General features: G+C 61.7%; 14 protein-coding genes. 7 read left to right on the forward strand and 7 right to left on the reverse strand.

The window, feature by feature from the left end:
* Window position 1 precedes the first annotated feature (1 nt).
* Window positions 2–2110 (reverse strand): DNA gyrase/topoisomerase IV subunit B, encoded by a 2109-nt coding sequence (locus tag AB4Z15_RS12595; protein WP_442006487.1) that lies wholly within the window; start codon window positions 2108–2110, stop codon window positions 2–4.
* A gap of 219 nt (window positions 2111–2329) precedes the next feature.
* On the opposite strand from AB4Z15_RS12595, the gene AB4Z15_RS12600 reads away from it, so the two are divergent.
* Window positions 2330–2551: a DUF7455 domain-containing protein gene (locus tag AB4Z15_RS12600; protein WP_021473125.1), complete on the forward strand. Its 222-nt coding sequence runs from the start codon at window positions 2330–2332 to the stop codon at window positions 2549–2551.
* Between the two features lie 187 nt (window positions 2552–2738).
* On the opposite strand, the gene AB4Z15_RS12605 is transcribed toward AB4Z15_RS12600, so the two are convergent.
* The 4 genes from AB4Z15_RS12605 to AB4Z15_RS12620 all read right to left on the reverse strand — a co-directional run bounded on the left by AB4Z15_RS12605 (window position 2739) and on the right by AB4Z15_RS12620 (window position 7964).
* Entirely contained in the window at window positions 2739–4058 is a 1320-nt protein-coding gene (locus AB4Z15_RS12605) for an RNA polymerase sigma factor (protein ID WP_442017547.1), read from the reverse strand.
* Between the two features lie 254 nt (window positions 4059–4312).
* Window positions 4313–5581 carry a DUF4192 domain-containing protein gene (locus AB4Z15_RS12610; protein WP_442017548.1) on the reverse strand — a complete coding sequence of 423 codons (1269 nt, stop codon included), beginning with the start codon at window positions 5579–5581 and terminating at the stop codon, window positions 4313–4315.
* Window positions 5582–5647: 66 nt separating this feature from the next.
* Window positions 5648–6991 (reverse strand): MFS transporter, encoded by a 1344-nt coding sequence (locus AB4Z15_RS12615; RefSeq protein ID WP_442017549.1) that lies wholly within the window; start codon window positions 6989–6991, stop codon window positions 5648–5650.
* 34 nt (window positions 6992–7025) lie between these two features.
* Window positions 7026–7964 (reverse strand): proteasome assembly chaperone family protein, encoded by a 939-nt coding sequence (locus AB4Z15_RS12620; protein WP_442017550.1) that lies wholly within the window; start codon window positions 7962–7964, stop codon window positions 7026–7028.
* A gap of 335 nt (window positions 7965–8299) precedes the next feature.
* On the opposite strand from AB4Z15_RS12620, the gene AB4Z15_RS12625 reads away from it, so the two are divergent.
* The 5 genes from AB4Z15_RS12625 to AB4Z15_RS12645 all read left to right on the forward strand — a co-directional run bounded on the left by AB4Z15_RS12625 (window position 8300) and on the right by AB4Z15_RS12645 (window position 14473).
* Window positions 8300–9823 carry a leucyl aminopeptidase gene (locus AB4Z15_RS12625; protein WP_442017551.1) on the forward strand — a complete coding sequence of 508 codons (1524 nt, stop codon included), beginning with the start codon at window positions 8300–8302 and terminating at the stop codon, window positions 9821–9823.
* A 297-nt stretch (window positions 9824–10120) separates the two neighbouring features.
* Entirely contained in the window at window positions 10121–11503 is a 1383-nt protein-coding gene (gene lpdA / locus AB4Z15_RS12630; RefSeq protein ID WP_442017552.1) for a dihydrolipoyl dehydrogenase, read from the forward strand.
* 114 nt (window positions 11504–11617) lie between these two features.
* Window positions 11618–13324, forward strand: coding sequence for a 2-oxoglutarate dehydrogenase, E2 component, dihydrolipoamide succinyltransferase (gene sucB, locus AB4Z15_RS12635; RefSeq protein ID WP_442017553.1), 1707 nt, complete (start codon window positions 11618–11620; stop codon window positions 13322–13324).
* 180 nt (window positions 13325–13504) lie between these two features.
* Window positions 13505–13858 (forward strand): hypothetical protein, encoded by a 354-nt coding sequence (locus AB4Z15_RS12640; RefSeq protein ID WP_442017554.1) that lies wholly within the window; start codon window positions 13505–13507, stop codon window positions 13856–13858.
* Window positions 13859–14044: 186 nt separating this feature from the next.
* Window positions 14045–14473, forward strand: a complete 429-nt coding sequence (locus tag AB4Z15_RS12645; protein ID WP_442017555.1) for an OsmC family protein — start codon at window positions 14045–14047, stop codon at window positions 14471–14473.
* 74 nt (window positions 14474–14547) lie between these two features.
* Here the strand turns inward: AB4Z15_RS12645 and AB4Z15_RS12650 are convergent, their stop codons facing one another.
* Complete coding sequence (locus AB4Z15_RS12650; RefSeq protein ID WP_442017556.1) at window positions 14548–18057, reverse strand: S41 family peptidase; 3510 nt, start codon at window positions 18055–18057, stop codon at window positions 14548–14550.
* Between the two features lie 96 nt (window positions 18058–18153).
* Here AB4Z15_RS12650 and AB4Z15_RS12655 point away from each other — a divergent pair, with 96 nt between their 5' ends.
* Window positions 18154–19053 carry a TIGR01777 family oxidoreductase gene (locus AB4Z15_RS12655; protein ID WP_442017624.1) on the forward strand — a complete coding sequence of 300 codons (900 nt, stop codon included), beginning with the start codon at window positions 18154–18156 and terminating at the stop codon, window positions 19051–19053.
* A gap of 54 nt (window positions 19054–19107) precedes the next feature.
* On the opposite strand, the gene AB4Z15_RS12660 is transcribed toward AB4Z15_RS12655, so the two are convergent.
* Window positions 19108–20826, reverse strand: coding sequence for a serine/threonine protein kinase (locus tag AB4Z15_RS12660; RefSeq protein ID WP_442017557.1), 1719 nt, complete (start codon window positions 20824–20826; stop codon window positions 19108–19110).
* Window positions 20827–20870: the final 44 nt, after the last annotated feature.

Genomic DNA, 20870 nt, shown 5'->3' on the forward strand with positions numbered 1-20870 from the left:
CCTAGGCGTCGATGCGCTCCCGGTCCAGCGTCGCTGCCCCGGCAATGATGAATTCCTTACGGGGCGCGACGTCCGAGCCCATGAGGAGATCGAAAACCTCTTCAGCACGCTGGGCGCTGTCAATCCCGACCTTTCGAAGGGTCCGGTGACGCGGGTCCATGGTGGTCTCGGCGAGCTGCTGTGCGTCCATTTCGCCCAAGCCCTTGTAACGCTGGATGGGCTCCTTGTAACGCTTGCCCTCCTTGGCCAGGTTGGCCAGGAGAACATGCAATTCCGCCTCAGAGTACGTATAGATCATCTCGTTGGCCTTCTGGCCCGGATTGATGACCTCCACGCGATGCAGGGGCGGAACTGCGGCGAACACCCGGCCCGCCTCGACCATGGGCCGCATGTAGCGGAAGAAGAGCGTCAACAGCAGCGTGCGGATGTGCGCGCCGTCGACGTCGGCGTCTGTCATCAGGATGACCTTGCCATAACGTGCTGCATCGAGGTCGAAACTCCGGCCTGAGCCGGCGCCGACAACCTGGATGAGTGCAGCACATTCAGCGTTGGAGAGCATGTCCCCTACCGAAGCCTTCTGGACGTTCAGGATCTTGCCTCGAATAGGAAGCAGGGCCTGGAAATCCGAAGACCGGGCAAGCTTGGCAGTTCCGAGCGCAGAATCACCCTCAACGATGAAGAGCTCGGATCGTGCCACGTCATCAGTGCGGCAGTCGGCAAGCTTGGTAGGCATCGAAGAGGTTTCCAGTGCGTTCTTTCGGCGCTGGGTCTCCTTGTGCACCCTGGCCGAAATTCGCGACTTCATCTCCGCAACGATCTTCTCCAGCAACAGTGCCGACTGTGCTTTGTCATTGCGGTTGGCAGAGGACAACCTGCTCGAAATTTCCTGCTCGACCACCTTGGCGACGATGGCGCGAACAGCGGACGTGCCGAGGATTTCCTTGGTCTGGCCTTCGAACTGTGGCTCGGCCAAGCGGACGGTCAGCACAGCGGTGAGGCCGGCCAGGACGTCGTCCTTCTCGATCTTGTCGTTGCCCGCCTTCAGCTTCCTGGCGTTCGTTTCCACGGCTTTTCGGAACGTCTTCAGCAACGCTGCCTCGAAGCCCGCCTGGTGCGTACCGCCCTTGGGGGTCGCAATGATATTGACGAAGCTACGCATCGTGGTCTCGTAACCGATCCCCCAGCGCAGGGCAATGTCGACTTCGCAGTCACGTTCGACTTCGGCGATCTTGCTGTGCCCGTTTTCGTCAAGGACAGGGACCGTTTCCTTGAACTTCCCCGAACCGTGGAGACGCCACACGTCAGTCACTCCGGAGTCGGCCGCGAGGAACTCCACAAATTCCGAAATGCCGCCGTCGTGGTGGAAGACTTCCTCGTGCACACCGTTTTCACCAGGAGTGCCCGCAAGCTTGCGCTCGTCGCGGACAGTAATCTTCAATCCGGGGACCAGGAACGACGTCTGGCGTGCACGCGAGGCGAGGTCGTCATAAGAGAACTTGGCGTCGGGAGTGAAGATCTGGCGGTCGGCCCAGTAACGCACCCTTGTACCGGTGACTCCACGTTTAGCCTTGCCAACCACGTCCAACACAGAATCTTCAACGAAAGGCTCGAAGGTCGCGTTGGGGCTGGGCTTGGCGCCGGCATCAATGAAACGTCCGGGCTCACCACGGCGGAAGGACATCTGGTACGTCTTGCTGCCACGATCGACCTGGACATCCAGCCGGCTCGACAAAGCGTTGACCACCGAGGCGCCTACGCCATGGAGGCCACCCGAGGCCGTGTATGAACCGCCGCCGAACTTGCCGCCTGCATGCAGTTTCGTAAAGACAACTTCGACGCCGGAAAGTCCCGTCTTCGGTTCGACGTCTACCGGGATGCCTCTACCGTCGTCATGGATTTCGACCGAATTATCCGCGTGGAGGATGACCTTGATGTCATGCCCGAAGCCGGCCAGGGCCTCATCAACAGCGTTATCGATGATCTCCCACAGGCAGTGCATAAGTCCACGGGAGTCGGTGGAACCGATGTACATGCCCGGGCGCTTGCGAACGGCTTCCAGGCCCTCCAGGACAGATAGATGCCGGGCGTTGTATTCAGAACTCGGTGCCACTCGCGGTGTGCTCCTTCGGGTATATCTCAAGGCAAACACTGCCCATCTTAGGCTAGTCGCGGTCCCCCATCGGCACCGGTTGCCACTCCCGGAAACCGGCATTCTACTTCGTTACGTTACGCACATGTGATACGCGGACAGCGAAAGTGATCCATCCTTGCCATGGTTCTGCTCCGAATACTGGTTATATGGATGTACAGAACTACTAAGGAGGCCGACATGACAACAGCAGTTGCAGACCGCACACTGAACGCAGCTGACCGATGCGATCGTTGCGGGGCTCAAGCATATGTCCGCGTTGTACTCGAGTCCTCCGGCGGTGAGCTGCTGTTTTGCGGCCACCACGCACGCGCAGTTGAGGCCACGCTTCGGCCCCTGACCTCCGACTGGCACGACGAGACCGAGCGCCTCAACGAGAAGGCACCCGTTCCGGTCGACTAGACAGGACTGGCGGTAAGGCTGGACACTCTCCTGCCACATCACTTCGAGCAAGAACAGGGCTCCTCCCATCCGGGAGGGGCCCTGTTCCGTTGAATACAGGATGCCCAAACAGTAACGGCCCGATCGGATACTCCGACCGGGCCGTTACTGTTTGACTGCGGACCTCTTTAGCAGAAGTCGTCCTTCTTTAGTCCAGGTAGTCCCGCAGGACCTGCGAGCGGGACGGGTGCCGCAGCTTGGACATGGTCTTGGATTCGATCTGGCGGATGCGCTCACGCGTAACGCCGTAGACCTTGCCGATTTCGTCTAAAGTCTTAGGCTGGCCATCGGTCAAACCAAAGCGCATTGCTACGACTCCGGCCTCACGCTCGGAGAGCGTGTCCAGAACCGAGTGCAGTTGCTCCTGGAGGAGCGTAAAGCTCACGGCGTCAGCCGGAACAACAGCTTCAGAATCCTCGATGAGGTCACCGAACTCGGAGTCACCATCCTCACCCAGCGGCGTGTGCAGCGAAATCGGTTCACGGCCGTACTTCTGGACTTCGACGACCTTCTCAGGCGTCATGTCCAGTTCCAGCGCCAATTCTTCAGGTGTGGGTTCACGGCCCAGGTCCTGAAGCATCTGCCGCTGGACGCGGGCGAGCTTGTTGATGACTTCCACCATGTGCACGGGGATGCGGATGGTGCGGGCCTGGTCAGCCATGGCGCGGGTAATGGCCTGACGGATCCACCACGTTGCATATGTGGAGAATTTGAAGCCCTTGGTGTAGTCGAACTTCTCCACAGCGCGGATGAGACCCAGGTTGCCTTCCTGGATGAGGTCCAGGAAGAGCATGCCACGGCCGGTGTAGCGCTTGGCCAAGGAAACAACGAGGCGAAGGTTGGCTTCGAGCAGGTGGTTCTTGGCCCGCTTGCCGTCGTGGATAACGAATTCAAGTTCACGCTTGAGCTTCGGGTCCATGGAACCGTCGTCGGCGTTGATCTTTTCTTCAGCAAACAGGCCGGCTTCGATGCGAAGCGCCAGATCGACTTCCTGCTCAGCGTTCAGCAGGGCGACCTTACCGATTTGCTTCAGGTAGTCCTTCACGGGGTCAGCCGTGGCACCGGCAGACATGACCTGCTGGACAGGGGCGTCGTCGTCATCGGCGTCCGAGTAGACGAATCCGGATCCGGAGGGCGCTGCCTTGTCTTTACCGGTTACGGCGCCGTCCTCGGCATCGTCGTCTCCGACTTCAACTTCCTCAGCTGCTGCAGGATCGAAATCTTCGTCCTCGACAGCCACTTCTTCGGTGTCGGTCTCGGAGTCCGAAGACTTGTTCGCGGCTTCGGCCGCGGCCTTGGCGCCGGGCTTGGGTCCACGCTTTTTTGGTGCCGGCTTGTCAGAGGTGCCCTCTGAGGCCTTGGTGGCAACACGTGTCGCCGCGCGCTTTGCCGAAGTGGCCGCATTGTTTTCCTCAGCGGACAGTTCGGCCTGGGCGGCGGGTTCCTTCTCGACGGAAGACGGGGTCACAGAAAACCTTTCTAGCGGCGGTCTGTGGAATCACCATGCGGGCAACACCACTATGACCCTGTCAAGTCCGCGATCAATTTCAAATGCGATCGCCGTCTGCAGAGTCACTATGTACAACTGCCAACGACACCGTAATGTTCCCGGATTCCGGGCTCATTGCGGGCATTCAAACGCGGACCCAACCGGGTCTCGGCATCCATTGTCTCACGGTTTTATGAATCCCACGCTTGATGAAGCGTAATGGCTACTGATGGCTACAGGAGGGATCCTTTGTAGGTTCCCCATGCGGACTCTGGACGGCTGGCCCAGGCGCAGATGCTTCCTTGCCCGAGTATCTCGTCCAGCAATTCGGCGAGCCTGTAGCCGGGGCTGGCTGCTTTGGCGCGCATAAGGCAGGCGTGTGCAGAGGACCCACTACCCTTGCACCAGGCAATCCAGCCTTGCAAGGTCAAGGCAGCAGCAGCAACTTCCCCCACTTCTCCTTGGACACACAAGTACGACAGGACACGCTGCAGGGCATCAAGCTGCCCCCAGTCAGGAATGGCCGGTTCAACACCCAGAAGGACGTCAGCATAGGCAAAGATGCTGAGCATCCCGTTTGCTTCGAAGGCCTTCCCAACCCCTTTGTCGGTATCAGCCGGGGGCAATGCCAGCTCGCCGGCGTCGAACGGAAGTGGCTCGGAGTCGTCGTCGCCACTGCGCAATCCGAACGCTGCTGCCCCTGCCTTCGCGGAACCGGTTCCAGCAGCTGCCATGATCATGACAGCGTCCCGCCATCCGGGGACACCAAGCGTCGACCTGAGAAAACCTGCGACTCGCGGGGTTAGCAAATCCACGGTTTCACTGCCGGGACGGATCCGGGCGTCGTCCAGCACTTGCCGCCACACCTCAAGTACGCCATCAAAGCACCTCCCACTGCGCCATGACGTTCGCATCCGCTTTGCAAAATCTGATTCGGCCTCGGCCACTGCGGGATCGAGGGCACCAGGACGTCCCGGAACGGGCGGAAGTTCCTTGCTCCTTGGGGAAGCTCCGATGGTGCTGCCTCGATAGACCATTTCTGCGCTAAGCCTGCTGTTCCGGATTCGTTCTATCGGCAGGCCCGGCACCGGGCAGCACTCCTGGTCTGCGCAGAAGGCGCCACGCCAATACTCAGGACCAACCAACCAGGCGTCCCGGACAGGCAAATCAGCGTGGTCAAGTGTTTCTTGAAGTTCAGCCAGCAGTGGAAGTGTTCTGGTGACAACCATGCCATCGTCCCAACCGTCGTCGGTGTAGAGGGCAAGGACCACGCCGTCGGCAAGGGTGTCCGCCGCCAAGTAGTGACGCACATGCTCCGCAAAATCAGCAAGCGCGGGGCCCGAAGCCCGGGCAGGCAGGTCAACGCGGAGAGCGGCTCCGAGCAATCTCCCCTGCATCGTGATGGCCACAAGGCTGTCCTCGGGCCAGTAACCCAACAAATGCGGTATGTAACCCAGGATGTCTTCTGGTTGATGAATGCTCAGCGTCTCTTTGGTGGTCATGCTTCAAGCTTGGGCAACGCCAATGGTTGAAAACAGGGACCATCGCGTGTATGTGGATAAAGGTGGCTACCTTTGTGCACGTGCCGCTCGCCGGCGCTCGATCCTCTCGCGGTGCTGCCGGACCAAGGTAGCAGCCAGAGGAGGTACGTGGACACCCTGCTCGGCCATCTGCAACCGCACCTTCCGCCGGGTCAGCATAATAAGGACCGTCCCGATGCCCAGCAGGACGAACTGGACGCTGAGGGCTACACGGAACGGATCAAGGCCGTACAAGTCCCCGCCTGAGAATCCGCTCGCGTTCAGGACGTCCAGGACCAGGCCAATGAGGTAGATCGCCACCAAGGCAGCGATGAATCCGCCCACGTTGACGATCCCTGTGGCGGTACCAATACGCTGGGAAGGATTGAATGTCCGCGCGAAGTCGAAGCCAATCATGGAGCCCGGCCCGCCAACTGCCAACACCACCACCAGCATCACGAGGAGCCAGAGTGGTGCCCGGTCAGGAAGGATGAGCACCGCCGCCCAAGCCAGCGCAGTGGACGCAGTGATGAGCAGGACCATGGCCGAGCGGCGCATTGGATGTTTGGAGACGAACCGACCAAATCCAGGCCCCGAGACGATGGCGGTTGCCACAAACAAGGCCATCAATGCTGAGACCGTCCCGGCATCAAGTCCCTGCGCAGAGAGGAGGAACGGATAACCCCATGTCATCGCAAAGAGGTTGCCACTGAACTGGACGGTGAAATGGCTCCACAAACCTAGCCGGGTGCCTGGCTGCTTCCAAGCGCGTGACAGGGAAACTCCGGTAGCGCGAAGGCCCTGCCCGGTTTCCCGGGGCGGATGCCCGGGAGGCTGGTCCCGCAACAGCACGAGGACCAGGACGACAGCCAGCACGGACATCGCCGCGAGTGACATGAACGCGGGCGTCCATCCGGCAGAGTGAAGAAGCAAGGCGAAAGGCACCACGCTGAAGAGCTGGCCCAACTGCCCGCACATCCCGGTCAGCTGCGTAACCACGGGCACCCTGACCGGGCTGAACCACAAGGGAACGAGCCGGATGACGGAGATGAATGTCATGGCGTCACCGGCTCCCACCAGGACGCGCCCCAAAACCCCTCCAGGGATGCTATCCGCGAAGGCGAGCTGCAACTGCCCCAGTCCCATCAGGATGGCACCACCGGCAATCATGACCCGCGATCCGAATCTGTCCACCAGGACGCCCACCGGAATTTGTAAGCCTGCGTAGACAAGCAACTGCAATACAGTAAAAAAGGAGATGGCCGAAGCACTGGCATGGAAGCGTTCTGTTGCTTCCAAACCCGCGACACCAAATGAGGTTCGCTGTGCTACGGCCACCAGGTAGGCAAAGACGCCAATCGTCCAGATGAGCCAGGCGCGGGGAGCAGTCACTCCTCAATTATGCCCGCCACAGTTCAAAGCTGATTTATTGAGGCGAGTCTTTCCGCGCCAGGTACGCCTCCACAGCCGCTCCAATGTCCTCGGCGTTGGGCAGTTCGTCGTTCTCATCGGCGAGCAACGAACGCCGGACGATGCCCTCGGATTTCTCGTCATACCGTGCCTCCAGGTTGGCGACGACGGCTTGCACTTCCTCCGAGGCTTCAATCTGTTCCGCAATCTGGCGGCCTACTTCCCGGCCGGCCTCCCGGAGCCGGTCAGTAGGAAGCATCAGGGACGTTGCCGCTCCGAGGTACTCCAACCCTGCCACCGCTGCTGGAGGATATTCGGCCTCAGCCAGATAGTGGGGCACGTGAATGACGTAGCCGGCCACATGGCGTTCGGCCTCGGTGAGCCGGAGTTCAAGGATGTGGCCAATGGCGGCGGGAACTTCGACCGTTGGCTTCCAACTCGAGATACCTTCGATAAGTTCGGGCCGGTTGCCGTGAACGGTAACTCCCACCGGCCGCGTATGCGGTACGGGCATGGGGATGGAGTGGATCCAAGTCACCAGGTTGACGTCGAGTTTCTCCACTATTCCTACGACGGCACGGGCGAATCGCTCCCACTGCAAGTCAGGTTCGAAGCCGGCGAGCAACAGGAAGGGCTGGCCCAGGCCGTCTGTGAGCTTGTAGAGCGCCAGTCTGGGTGCCTGATAGTCCTGCAAATGGTCTTCAACGAAGCTGATGTGGGGACGCCGCGAGCGGTAGTCGATGAGTTGGTCGGCGTCGAACATGGCCACGACCTCAGCGTCGAGTTGGTCCAGGAGTTCCGCGTTGATCTGCCTGACCACATGACCGGCATCGGCAAAGCCCGTGAAACCCATGACCATATTCAGCCCCCGCAGTTCCGGGCTGTGGAAGATCTCGATGTTGCTCGCATAGAGCGCCTCGGGGTCCAGGAGGGAGCCGGATATCCGTTCAAACACGGCATGTTCCTTTCGCAGTGGCAAACTTCGGTGCCCCCATGCGCCACTGGTCATGGCGTCGCTGACTCCATGAATGTGGTGTGGGGACTCTGTGTCTCTTTGTACAACGCTGCATCTCCAGTAGGCATTCCTGCCCTTGGTGTGCCGCAGCTCTCATTTAATTGCTGTCAGCAGCCTGCGAGAGACTACGATCGAAACGGGCCGACGTCCTTTGCGACGCTGGACCTGAAGACCAAGGCCGCCGTCGCAACAGGACGTCGGGCGCGTACCGGGAGCTGGCCCGCCAAACATGCGGCCCCGCCAAGCAATGCAGAGAGAAGTGAGGAAACATCCTCGTGGTCAAGACTACTGACATCATCCTCGGCGTCATCGCCAAGGACCTGAAAAAGTCACCCAGCGACGCACTTGTGATCGGAGTTGCCCAGGGCTCGGACGGACCAGTGCTGCTGGAGAACCCTTTGAGTGCCAAGGCCGCCGAATCCCTTGAGGGATCACTGAAGCTCCTTGGCGTCTCGGGTGCTCCCGACCAGGCGCACCGCCTTCCGGGTTTGCCGGAAACGGGCTCAGGGATCCTGGTCCTGGCAGGCGTGGGCAAGTTGTCCGAGGACGGCACCATCCCTGAAGAGGCACTGCGCCGGGCGGCCGGATCCGCGGTCAGGCAACTTGCCGGCGTCCCCTCCGTGACGTTGGCGTTCCCGACGGCGTCCGACACCGACGTCGCCGCAATCGCCGAAGGTGCCGCCATGGGCGCCTATTCCTACACCGAACACCGTTCCAGCCAGGACGGGCTCAAGGACCCGGTGGCCAAGGTTCTGATCTTCACCGGCGTTGATGCCAAAGCTGCCCAACCTGCCCTTGACCGGGCAACAGTGCTGGGCAGGGCCGTCAACGCAACGCGTACGCTCGTGAACCAGCCGCCCAGCCACTTGTACCCCGAGTCATTCGCCGAATCTGCCAAGGAACTGGCAAAGGGTCTTCCCGTGAAGGTGACGGTATGGGACGAAAAGCGCTTAGAAAAGGAAGGCTTTGGCGGCATCCTCGGCGTTGGCAAGGGTTCAACCCGGCAGCCACGCTTGGTCAAGGTCGAGTACGCTCCGGCAAAGGCCACCCGGAAGATCGCCCTCGTGGGCAAGGGCATCACCTTCGACACCGGCGGTATCTCCATTAAGCCAGCCCTCGGCATGGGTGACATGAAGAGCGATATGGCGGGCGCCGCCGTCGTTCTTAATACAGTCCTTGCCATCGCCTCGCTCGGCCTGCCCATCAAGGCGACCGCGTGGCTGTGCATTGCTGAGAACATGCCTTCCGGCGCTGCCCAGCGTCCGGCGGACGTCCTTACTGTCTATGGCGGAAAGACAGTCGAAGTCCTGAACACCGACGCCGAGGGTCGCCTGGTCATGGCCGACGGCTTGGTGGCCGCGAGCCTGGAAAAGCCGGACGCAATCATCGACGTCGCGACACTCACTGGCGCCCAGCTGATTGCGCTCGGATTGCGCACGGCAGGAGTGATGGGTTCCGATTCGGTCACGGCCGCATTGAAGTCCGCCGCTGACAGGGCAGGCGAGCTTGTCTGGCCGATGCCGCTGCCCGAGGAACTGCGCCCCAGCCTTGACTCCCAGGTTGCGGACCTTGCCAACATCGGCGAGCGTAACGGCGGAATGATGACAGCAGCCGTCTTCCTGCGTGAATTCGTGGGCAAGAACGGGGACGGTCAGCAGATTCCCTGGGCACACGTCGATATTGCCGGGCCATCGTTCAACAACGGCAGCCCCTACGGCTACACCCCCAAGCAAGGAACGGGATGCACGGTCCGTACCTTGGTGGCCTACGCCGAGGATCTGTTGGCGCCCTCCGCGTAAGCAACCCGCTCCACTGCGTTAAACCGGGGTGTGCGGGTAGGGCGGATGGGTCCGTACCGCCCGCACAACCCCGGAATTATGCGGTGTGTAGCGCTGTGTCACAAGAGAACGTGAGTCTGGACACAAGCGCTCCACAAACGCCCGTGGAGGGTGGAGCATGGGTAGGTGGTTCGCTAAGGTGAACTCGATAGTCACAAATGCAAGAGAACTTAGGTGCTGGCATAATCACGGCAGAACAAGTTCCAAGACCAGATGACGCGTTGTCCCGTGTCATCATTCACGCGAGGGAGCGTTTTAGTGGCCGATCAGGCAACTGCGCAAGAATTCGACATCCTGGTACTCGGTGGCGGCAGCGGCGGCTACGCCACAGCCCTGCGAGCCGTACAACTTGGGTTCACCGTTGGCCTTGTAGAGAAGGCAAAGCTCGGTGGAACCTGCCTGCACAACGGCTGTATCCCCACCAAGGCACTCCTGCACTCGGCTGAACTCGCCGACCACGCACGGGACTCCGCCAAGTACGGCGTGAACGTCACGTTCGATGGCATCGACATGTCGGCTGTGAACGCTTACAAGGACGGTATCGTCGCTGGCAAGTTCAAGGGCCTCCAGGGTCTCATCAAGTCCAAGGGCATCACCGTCATCGAGGGTGAAGGCAAGCTCCAGGGCAACAACACCATCGTCGTCAACGGCACGGCCTACACGGGCAAGAACATTGTCCTTGCAACCGGTTCGTACTCGCGCTCCCTTCCAGGCCTGGAAATCGGCGGCAGGGTGATCACCTCGGATGAAGCCCTCACAATGGACTACATCCCCAAGAGCGTCATCGTCCTGGGCGGCGGCGTGATCGGCGTCGAGTTCGCTTCCGTGTGGAAGTCCTTCGGCGTGGACGTCACCATCATCGAAGGCCTGCCCTCCCTGGTTCCCAACGAGGACGCATCGATCGTGAAGAACCTTGAGCGTGCCTTCAAGAAGCGCGGCATCAAGTTCAGCACCGGCGTCTTCTTCCAGGGCGTGGAGCAGAACAACGACGGCGTCAAGGTCACCTTGGTGGACGGCCAGACGTTCGAAGCGGAGCTCCTGCTCGTGGCTGTCGGCCGCGGCCCTGTGACTGCCAACCTGGGCTACGAAGAAGCCGGCATCACCCTTGACCGCGGCTTCGTCATCACCAATGAGCGCCTCCACACAGGCGTTGGCAACATCTACGCAGTGGGCGACATCGTCCCCGGCGTCCAGCTCGCGCACCGCGGCTACCAGCAGGGTATTTTCGTCGCCGAGGAAATCGCCGGCCTGAACCCCGCCATTGTCGAAGACGTCAATATCCCCAAGGTCACGTTCTGCGAGCCTGAGATCGCTACAGTCGGCTACACGGAAAAGGGCGCCAAGGAAAAGTTCGGCGACGACCAAGTCCAGACGCAGGAGTACAACCTGGCTGGCAACGGCAAGAGTTCCATCCTCGGTACCGGTGGCATCGTCAAGGTTGTCCGCCAGAAGGACGGCCCCGTTGTGGGCATTCACATGATCGGTTCACGCATGGGTGAGCAGATCGGTGAAGCGCAGCTCATCGTGAACTGGGAAGCCTACCCGGAAGACGTGGCCCAGCTGGTCCACGCCCACCCCACCCAGAACGAAACCCTGGGCGAAGCCCACCTCGCCCTCGCGGGCAAGCCGCTCCACGGCTAAGTCTTTACCCAAGACAAACGGACAGGGTGCATGCCGCGGAATCTGCCGCATGCACCTTGTCCGGACCAGCAGAATTCATCCGCACAAAAGATCAATAAGGAGAACGGGGACGACATGTCTGAATCCGTTAACTTGCCCGCCCTCGGTGAGAGTGTCACCGAAGGAACCGTCACACGCTGGCTCAAGCAGGTTGGTGACCGGGTAGAGATCGACGAGCCGCTGCTCGAGGTTTCCACCGACAAAGTAGACACCGAAATCCCTTCTCCGATCGCAGGCGTCATCGAAGAAATCCTCGTTGCTGAAGACGAGACAGCAGAGGTTGGCGCCCCCCTGGTACGCATTGGCGACGGCTCCGGCTCCGCCGCACCGGCTGCTGAGGAAGCACCCGCCGCTCAGGAAGCACCCGCTGCTGCCGAGCAGGCTGCTCCCGCCGAAGAGGCTCCCGCCGCCCCGGCTGCTGAGGAAACCGAGGCTGAAGCTCCCGCCGCCTCCGGTGGCGAAGGCCACGAAGTAACCCTGCCCGCCTTGGGCGAGAGCGTTACCGAAGGCACCGTCACCCGCTGGCTCAAGGCTATTGGCGACACCGTGGAGGTGGATGAGCCGCTTCTTGAGGTTTCCACTGACAAGGTCGATACCGAGATTCCTTCCCCGGTTGCAGGCACCTTGCAGGAAATTCGCGTCAACGAAGACGAAACCGCCGAAGTTGGATCGGTTCTGGCTGTTATCGGCTCCGGCGCGGCAGCCCCCGCTCCGGCTCCGGCGCCCGCCGCTCCTGCCGCTGAAGCTCCGGCCGCACCGGCTCCCGCTGCTGCACCCGCAGCCGCAGCCGCCCCCGCAGCCGCACCGGCTCCGGCTCCCGCGCCGGCAGAAGCCGGCTCGTCCTCCGAGTCTGGTTACGTCACTCCCCTGGTACGCAAGCTGGCAAACCAGCAGGGCGTGGACATCGCATCGGTGTCCGGCACCGGCGTCGGTGGCCGCATCCGCAAGCAGGATGTCCTTGCCGCTGCCGAAGCCAAGCAAGCCGCCGCAGCAGCGCCGGCCGCGGCTCCTGCTGCCGCTCCTGCCGCCAAGGCTGCGGCACCCGTTGTTGCTTCCTCCCTGCGAGGCACCACGGAGAAGGCTCCGCGTATCCGCCAGGTCATCGCCCGCCGTATGCGCGAGTCGCTGGAAATCTCCACCCAGCTCACCCAGGTGCACGAGGTCGACATGACCAAGATCGCCAAGCTCCGCCTCAAGGCCAAGAACTCGTTCCAGGCTCAGAACGGTGTGAAGCTGACGTTCCTGCCGTTCATCGCCAAAGCTGTGGCGGAAGCACTGAAGCAGCACCCCAAGCTGAACGCTGCCTACGACGAGTCCAAGCAGGAAATCACCTACCACAACGCCGAACACCTCGCCATTGCAGTAGATACCGATAAGGGCCTGCTGGTGCCGGTCATCTCCGACGCCGGCAACCTCAACCTCGCAGGCCTCGCCGGTAAGATCGCCGACGTCGCAGGACGCACCCGCGATGGCAAGATCGGCCCGGATGAGCTGTCCGGCGGTACGTTCAGCATCACCAACATCGGTTCTGTTGGCGCCCTGTTCGACACCCCGATCATCAACCAGCCGCAGGTAGGCATCCTGGGCACGGGCGCAATTGTCAAGCGCGCAGTGGTGGTGGCCGACGAAAACGGCGACGACTCGATTGCCATCCGCTCCATGATGTACCTGTCTCTGACGTACGACCACCGCCTGGTGGACGGCGCGGACGCTGGCCGCTTCCTCCAGACCCTCAAGGCCCGCCTTGAGGAAGGTGCTTTCGAAGCAGATCTTGGTCTCTAAGCCCAAGCGTTAGCAGACCCTCCTCACGGAGGGCGCTCTACTCAACCAGGCGGGGCAGGCTCCGGGGAAACCCGGTAGCCTGCCCCGTTTCGTTGTCCCACACCATTTGTCCGCGGCGCTGTTCGTCTACTGAGCGTGGCTTTGCTACAGGACGTAGAACCAACTGGATAAGCTGGGGCCATGAGTATTCTCTTCAACATCCTGCTGTTCTTGCACATCGTCGGCGCAGCCATGATTGTGGGCTACTGGATCGCCACCATCAAGACGCCCACCGTCCACCCCCGCCAGCGGGACGGCGCATTCCTGCAGTTACTTACAGGCATTGCCATGATGGGCCTCCTGCCCCTCATGCCGGATGCCCATCCCAACTACTTCAAGCTCGGCATCAAATTCGCCATCGGCGTGGCCGTTGCTGTTGTAGCGGTGATCGGCTCGCGCAAGGTGAAGAAGGGCGAACCTGTTTCCACCGGTTTGGCTCACGGCGTTGGTGGATTGGCCCTGGTGAACATCGCCATTGCCACGCTCTGGAACTAAGCGCACGTCGCAGCAGCCGACCCGCCTCCGCCAGGCGGGTCGGCTGCTTTGTCAACGCAGGTCCGGGGTCACAATCCACTGACAGCGGAATGACAGTGCAGGGCAGTCGCCAAATCCATAGGATTGATCCCGGTGGCATCCGGCGATGGCTGGGTGCCGACACACAAACGACCCCAAGGAGTGGACATGGCAGCAACACGCACCGCACACACGGTTTGGAACGGCAACCTGATCGATGGCGCTGGAAACACGACGCTGGACAGCTCAGGCCTGGGCACGTTCGATGTCACATGGAAGGCACGCACCGAGCAGTCCGGTGGCAAGACCAGCCCCGAGGAACTGATCGCCGCAGCCCACTCTGCGTGCTTCTCCATGGCGTTCAGCAACTCCCTTGCGCAGGCAGGCTTTACCGCTGAGGAAATCCAGACCAAGGCCGACGTCACCTTCGTCCCAGGCACCGGCATCACCAGCAGCCACCTGACGATGACCGCCAGGATCCCGGGCATCTCCGAAGAGGACTTCCGTCGCATCTCCGAAGAGGCAAAGACCGGCTGCCCCGTTTCCGGTGCACTGGCCAGCATCGAAATCACCTTGGATGCCACCCTCGCGCAGTAATACCCTTCAAAGCGCAAAAGAGCCCCGCCACTCCCCTGAGGGGAGCGGCGGGGCTCTTCTGCGCTCACCTGCTGCTAGCCCTCTTGCGGGCGGGCGGGCAACGGCGCTGGCCGCACCTGGCGGTAGCCTTCACGCAACGGCGGGCGGTCAGTAGGTAGCTCCTGGATCATCTCCTTGAGGGCACCAATGCCATACTCGAGTTGCGGATCGCTGCCTGCTGCATAGGCGTGGGGCGGGAAGAGCACCTCGATGTCCGGCTCCACACCACGGTTTTCAACATCCCAGCCGATCCCACCGCCAAACCACGTGGCGTAGCGGGGCTGGGTCACGCCGGTACCGTCAGCCAGGGCAAAGCGGTTGTCAATGCCCACCACGCCGCCCCACGTCCGTACCCCAATGACAGGGCCGATGCCCCTCAGTTTGGACACTTGGGTGATGATGTCGCCATCTGATCCGGCAAATTCGTCTGCCAGGATAATCACTGGACCCCGGGGAGCATGGTGGGGATAAGTCCGTGGCTTCTCGCCACGCGGCATACTCCACCCAGTGACCTTCCGGCCAATGAGCTCGGCCACGAGCTGTGAGGTGTGGCCGCCACGGTTACGCCGCACGTCTACGATCAACCCGTCCAGGGCGGTTTCTGTATCGAGGTCACGATGCAACTGGGCCCAACCATTGGCCATCATGTCCGGGATGTGCAGGTAGCCGAATTTACCACCGGATGCCTCACGGACCGTGCGCCGGTTGGCCCGAACCCAGTCCTGATAGCGCAACCGCTCTTCGTCACGGATGGGGACAACGGCAACCCGCCGCTGGGCACCCGCAGCTCCACCATGTCCTTCGCCATTCAAGAGTGTCAATTCAACGGTTCTCCCCGCTGCACCCACCAATTGCATGGCGGGCGTCAGCGCCGTGGAAAGCTCGACGCCGTCAATCGCCAGGAGGACGTCGCCCACCTTGGCATCTGCGCCGGGACGCGTTAAGGGCGAGGTTGCGAGGGGATCGGAAGACTCTCCAGCCAGGATCCTGGTTATCTCCCAGCCTTTGCTGCCGAGCTGCAACTCCGCACCGAGCCTGCCTTGACCATTACGACCAGGTTCAGTCACAGCGGCCGGCCGCACATAGGCATGAGAGGTTCCCAGTTCGCCATGGATCTCCCACAACAGGTCCACAAGGTCATCATGAGACCCCAGCCGTTCCACGATCGGACGGTAGCGTTTGTAGACGGAGTCCCAGTCCTGGCCAGCCATGTCCGGGGCCCAGAAGAAGTCCCTCTGCAAGCGCCATGCTTCATCGAAGGCCTGGCCCCAGGCAGCCACGGGGTCCAGGATCACGCGGATCCTGTTCAGGTCCACTTTGACCAATTCCCCGGATTCTTCGTCCACCTTGCTGTCTGACGGAACTGACACGATCTGCTTATCAAGGACATAGACAACCCTCTTGCGATCACCAGACAACCGGTAGCTGTCCACAGCAGCGACGAGGGTGGTTTCCTTGCGCTTGGCAAGGTCAAAGCGCACCAGGGAGGGGGCTGTCTTCTTATCCTGCAGAGTGCCCTTCCCTTCGCCGGTAACACCGGACAGCTCAGTATCAAGCCACATCAGTGCCCCGTCACCGGCAGCGAGTCCGGAGTAGTTTCCCTGTGGCACGGGAACCGTAATGACACGGTGTGCAAGGCCTTCCGCGTCTACGCGTACAACTGGCGCATCGCCGTCGTCGGGCTTTGCTGTTGTGGGCGGAGCATCCTCAAGGGTGTCCACGGACGGACCGAAAGGAGACGGCGTATCAGCGGCCAGGGCCAGCAGGTACGGCTTGATGGGGCTCGGGAAGGAAAGGTCGAAAGAATGGCCGTCATAGACGGGGTCGAAGCTCCGGTTGGACAGGAAGGCCAGGAATTTCCCATCCGGGGTGAATCTGGGTGATTCATCGCAGAAGCGGCCGTCGGTGGCATCGATAATGTCGGCGTCGGATGCCGAAGGCCGTGCCAGCCGAAGTTTGCTGCGGGAACCGAAGGACGTCACGGGCTCAGACCAGGCGAGCCACTGCGAATCAGCCGACCACGACAACTGATCGACGCTGCCTTCGCCAATACTGACCAAACGAGTCAATGTCCCGGACGTGGTGTCGGCTACGAAAACGTCGCCAAAAGATGTGCCGATGGCGAGCCAACGGCCATCGGGGCTGGCCTCCAGTGCACTCGTCCTTGTAGGTGCGGGGAAGTCCAGCCGGAGATCGTCCGCTTGATCATCTCCTGTGGATGCGACAGGTATCGCCGTGCCCCCCACTGTGTCTGGTGACGGTTCGGCTTGGGCGGCTTCGTCGGAGGGTGCGGCCGCTTGGACCGTATCCATGGACTGGTTGGCTGGCTGGTTTGCGGTGGAACCTTGTCCCAGGACGTTGGATGCCGAGACCGGCTTGGGGAGTCCATCGGCTTCACTGGTAGCAACAGCGGGTTCCGCCGCCTTCGGCACCTCAACAACTCCGGACAAGCGTGCGGCGATGCGCTTGACGTACAAAGCCTCCACTCCCCCGTGGTCAGCCACATAAGCTATACGACCATCCGTCAGCGGACGCGGGAGGCGGGCCCGGACACCCGGCGTCGCTTCGACTACTCGCGAGGGCCCGTCCTTATGGCGGAGCCAATGGATGGTGCCATGTGACTCGACCGCGCTGGCCGTTCCTGCAGTATTCGGAAAAACGTCACCCAGATGCGCAGACGCTTTCAGCGGGGCGGGGCGCCGCGCCGGTGATGCAGAACCCAGCGTGATCTCCAGCTTCACAGCTTCAGCATCGGCATCGAGCGAGGGCAGGATCCAGAGTTCACCGGCAGATTCGAAAACAATCCGCTGGCCATCGGAACTGGCGTGCCGAACATAGAAATCTTCATGGTCCGTGTGGCGACGCAATCCTGATCCGTCAGGAAGGACGGAGTAGAGATTTCCGTAGCCTTCGTGGTCTGAGACGAAGGCGATGCGCCCCTGGATCCACAGCGGGTCAGTCAGGTTGCCCTCAATTTCGGGGATCAAGCGCTCGAACTCACCATTGCCGTCTGCGTCGATCCACAACTTGCCGGCAGTGCCGCCACGGTAGCGCTTCCACCAAGCCGGTTCGCGGGAAAGGACGCTCGCCAAGACCACTGGCTTCTCGTCACCGATTTCGGGTCCATACGCAACAGCCTCCACCGGTCCGAAAGGAAGTTCGACGGCGGCACCTCCGTCCAGGGGGAGGCTATAGGCGTAGGTGTGGCGGCTCTCGGACTGCTGGAACGCGCTGGTCACCAGGACGTTTCCAGCGGGCGTGAAACCCTTGACCCGGGTTGTGGTGTGTCCAAAGTAGCTCAGCTGCTTGTACCCGCCGCCGTCGACGTCCGCGGTGACAACTTCCGGTGAGGTACCAACAACAGCAGTCCACACCAGCCGCTTGCCATCGGGAGTGAAGCGTGGGTTCCTGGCCGGCATTTGCTGGGAGGAAACACGCCAGGCCCGGCCACCGGAGACGGGGGCGATCCAGATGTCATCTTCGGCCACGAACGTGACCAATTCGCCATGGACATGCGGGAAACGGAGGTAGCTGGAGGAGGTCATTGTTCGATCATAGTCAAGAGGCGCGGTGTCAAGAGGGACCCGCCCCGCGCTTCGCACCTGTTTCTGCCTCATGCTGGGGTCGTGGTGAGATGGGTCATGCGAATCGTGATGTCCGGAGCCTCAGGAATGATTGGGACGGCATTGTCCGAGCAGATAAAAAGTGCTGGTGACGAGGTCATCCGGCTGGTTCGTCGGCCTGCAAAGACTGACGACGAAAGGACATGGGATCCAGTTGCTGGAGTCCTGGACGAGGCAATCCTGGAAGGCGCAGATGCGGTGGTCAACTTGTCCGGCGCCGGCATCGGCGACCGGCCTTGGACCAAGCACAGAATCAGTGTCATTCGTGACTCACGCCTTCAGCCAACCCGGACACTCACTGCGGCCATGCGTCGCCTGGGCCAGCCGGCATTGTCTTTCGTCAGCCAGTCAGCGTCCGGCTACTACGGCGCCTCCCGGGACGGCGTGCTCCGCGAGGACTCCGGTCCAGGCGCGGGAGTGCTGGGACCGCTCTGCGTTGAATGGGAGCAGACTGCCAGAACCGCTCCAGCCAGCGTGAGGGTAGTGACACCAAGGACCGGAGTGGTGCTCAGCACTTCCGGTGGCGCATTGGGCCCAATGCTTCCACTGCTCAGGCTTGGGCTTGGCGGACCCTTCGGAAACGGGCGACAATACTGGCCGTGGATCACCCTTGCCGACGAAGCCGCTGCACTCGCGTTCCTCCTCAAGTCCGATCTGGAAGGTGCGGTCAATGTGTGCGCCCCGGAAAGCGCGGACGTTAGCGCCATTGTGAGGCGGCTCGCGAAAGCGTTCCATCGTCCTGCCTTCTTACGCGTCCCACGTCCCGTCCTCCGGCTTGTCCTTGGCAAGCTTGCTGACGAGCTCGTCCTGGCAAACCAAAGGATGGAACCAGCCAAGCTTGCCGCCGCCGGTTTTCAGTGGCAACACCCGGGGCTCGAGGAAGCCATGGAGTGGCTGACGAAAAAGCATTCCAGCTGAAGCAATCCGCACCCATACCCCACTCACGCCAAGGAACGTCCCATGGCAGTACGGCTAGCCGGGACCGAGAATCTCCGAGATGCTCCACTGCCCTGCCAATCTGACAAGGATGAGGCGCAGCTGCTGGCGCTCCCCGGCGGGCTGGGACTTCACCAAGCGATCCGATGCGTCGCGCTCCTCGTAACTTGAGGTCGTTGCGGTCAGGGCAACGACTGCGCGATCAACCTCGTGTGGGCCCAACACCGAAACGCTGTCCAAGGTGGTGGTGAGCCCGGCAAAGCGGATACCGTCAGCTCTTAATTGCTGCTTCAACGTCTCATCTGCCGCATGGGCAGCTGAGCCTGCTGCGTTGACGGTTGCCAGCAATTCAAGACGATCCAGTCCCAGCGCCATGTCGCGCACCGCCGATAACGCGTGCATGGCGATTGCCGGATCCTCAGAGTGCAGCGCGTCCAAGAGTGCGTCTGGAATCGGCTGGGCGGCTTGAGTGGCTTGGGCCGCTTCAGTGGCTTGGGCAGCTTCCGTGACTACGGTCGTCGTCCCTGGATCTACTACGGACGTCAAACCAGACGCGGGTTCCTGGATTCCCAGCCAGATAGCAAACCCAACCGCCCCAACCGACACTCCCGCAGCCACCAGGAACCCCACTCGGATGCTGGAACGTGGCCCACCCTGCGGTTTAGTTCTCCGCTGAGGTTGTCTTGTTCGGGTTCGGCGTTCGGGACGCGGAGTCCTAGCTGTCCGCAAGGGCGGAAGCCGCAACACAGCCCCGGCCAGTGGACTCCTGCTCAATGGACTCCTACTCAGTCGACTCCTGCGCACTGGACTCCTGCTCAGTGGACTCCTGCGCTGGGGTCGTCCCCCAGCCTGCCGGCGCGTCAGCAACTCCGGAATCACGGAAGAATGGACGGACCCAGCCAGATCCACGGGCTCCGCGGCCGCGCTGCGATAAATCGCTGTTCCCAACTCCCGGGCCGTGGGACGCGCCCGCGGGTCGGGATCCAGTCCCGCCTCAAGGGCAGCGGCGAGCCCTTTGGGGACATCGGGAACCAAGAGAGGCAGCGGTGGGCGGTGCTTGGCGATTTCCGGCGCCATGCCTGTCAAGCAATACCAGCCAAGCGCGGCCAGCGAATAGACATCCCGTTCCGGCTGCAAAGCTTCTCCGGCTCCGTCACCCCGCGCACCCCGCGCGGCAATAGAAGGATCAACGAAGCCGTCCGTGCCGACGTCGAGGCTTTGATTGTCCTCACCCACAACACCCGCCACGCCAAGGTCTGTCACCAGGGGCTTCCCCTGTGCCGTAAACAGGACGTTGCCTGGGGAAATATCCCCATGGGCCGTTCCCTGGGCATGCAGGTAAGCCAAGACCTGGGCAACAGGGGTCAGAATCGTCACCGCTTCACCGATTCCAAGCTTGCGTCGGCCACCCACCAGATTCGCAAGGGAACCTCCTGCGGCAAAGTCCATGACGAGCCCAACACTGCCCGTCCCCACTCCCGGCAGGTCCATCACATCGTGGAGTCGGATAAGGTGCTCGTGCTCGAGCCCGGACAGGATCCGCCCCTCACGCAAGCCATGTTGGGACTCTGGTCCGGCCGACCCACGGGAATCCTTGCCGGGCCCTCCCATGATGCACTTGATGGCGAAGCGGGCACCGTCCTTGTCCCTGCTGGCAAGCCAGACTGTCGACGAGCCACCCCTACCCAGTAGGCGTAATGGCGTGTATCCCGGAATGTGCGGGACCGAGGGGGCAGGATCGTCAGTAGTTTCCATATCCAAGGTCTACCGGATGATCGGATTTCCCGCAGAAGTTATCC

The sequence above is a fragment of the Paenarthrobacter sp. 2TAF44 genome (assembly GCF_052114885.1).
Lineage (GTDB): Bacteria > Actinomycetota > Actinomycetes > Actinomycetales > Micrococcaceae > Arthrobacter.

Coding starts and splice junctions, on each gene's coding strand:
- AB4Z15_RS12600 (WP_021473125.1), top strand. CDS start 2,330: ATGACAACAGCAGTTGCAGACCGCACACTGAACGCAGCTGACCGATGC.
- AB4Z15_RS12610 (WP_442017548.1), bottom strand. CDS start 5,581: ATGACCACCAAAGAGACGCTGAGCATTCATCAACCAGAAGACATCCTG.
- sucB (WP_442017553.1), top strand. CDS start 11,618: ATGTCTGAATCCGTTAACTTGCCCGCCCTCGGTGAGAGTGTCACCGAA.
- AB4Z15_RS12640 (WP_442017554.1), top strand. CDS start 13,505: ATGAGTATTCTCTTCAACATCCTGCTGTTCTTGCACATCGTCGGCGCA.
- AB4Z15_RS12645 (WP_442017555.1), top strand. CDS start 14,045: ATGGCAGCAACACGCACCGCACACACGGTTTGGAACGGCAACCTGATC.
- AB4Z15_RS12650 (WP_442017556.1), bottom strand. CDS start 18,057: ATGACCTCCTCCAGCTACCTCCGTTTCCCGCATGTCCATGGCGAATTG.
- AB4Z15_RS12655 (WP_442017624.1), top strand. CDS start 18,154: ATGCGAATCGTGATGTCCGGAGCCTCAGGAATGATTGGGACGGCATTG.
- AB4Z15_RS12660 (WP_442017557.1), bottom strand. CDS start 20,826: ATGGAAACTACTGACGATCCTGCCCCCTCGGTCCCGCACATTCCGGGA.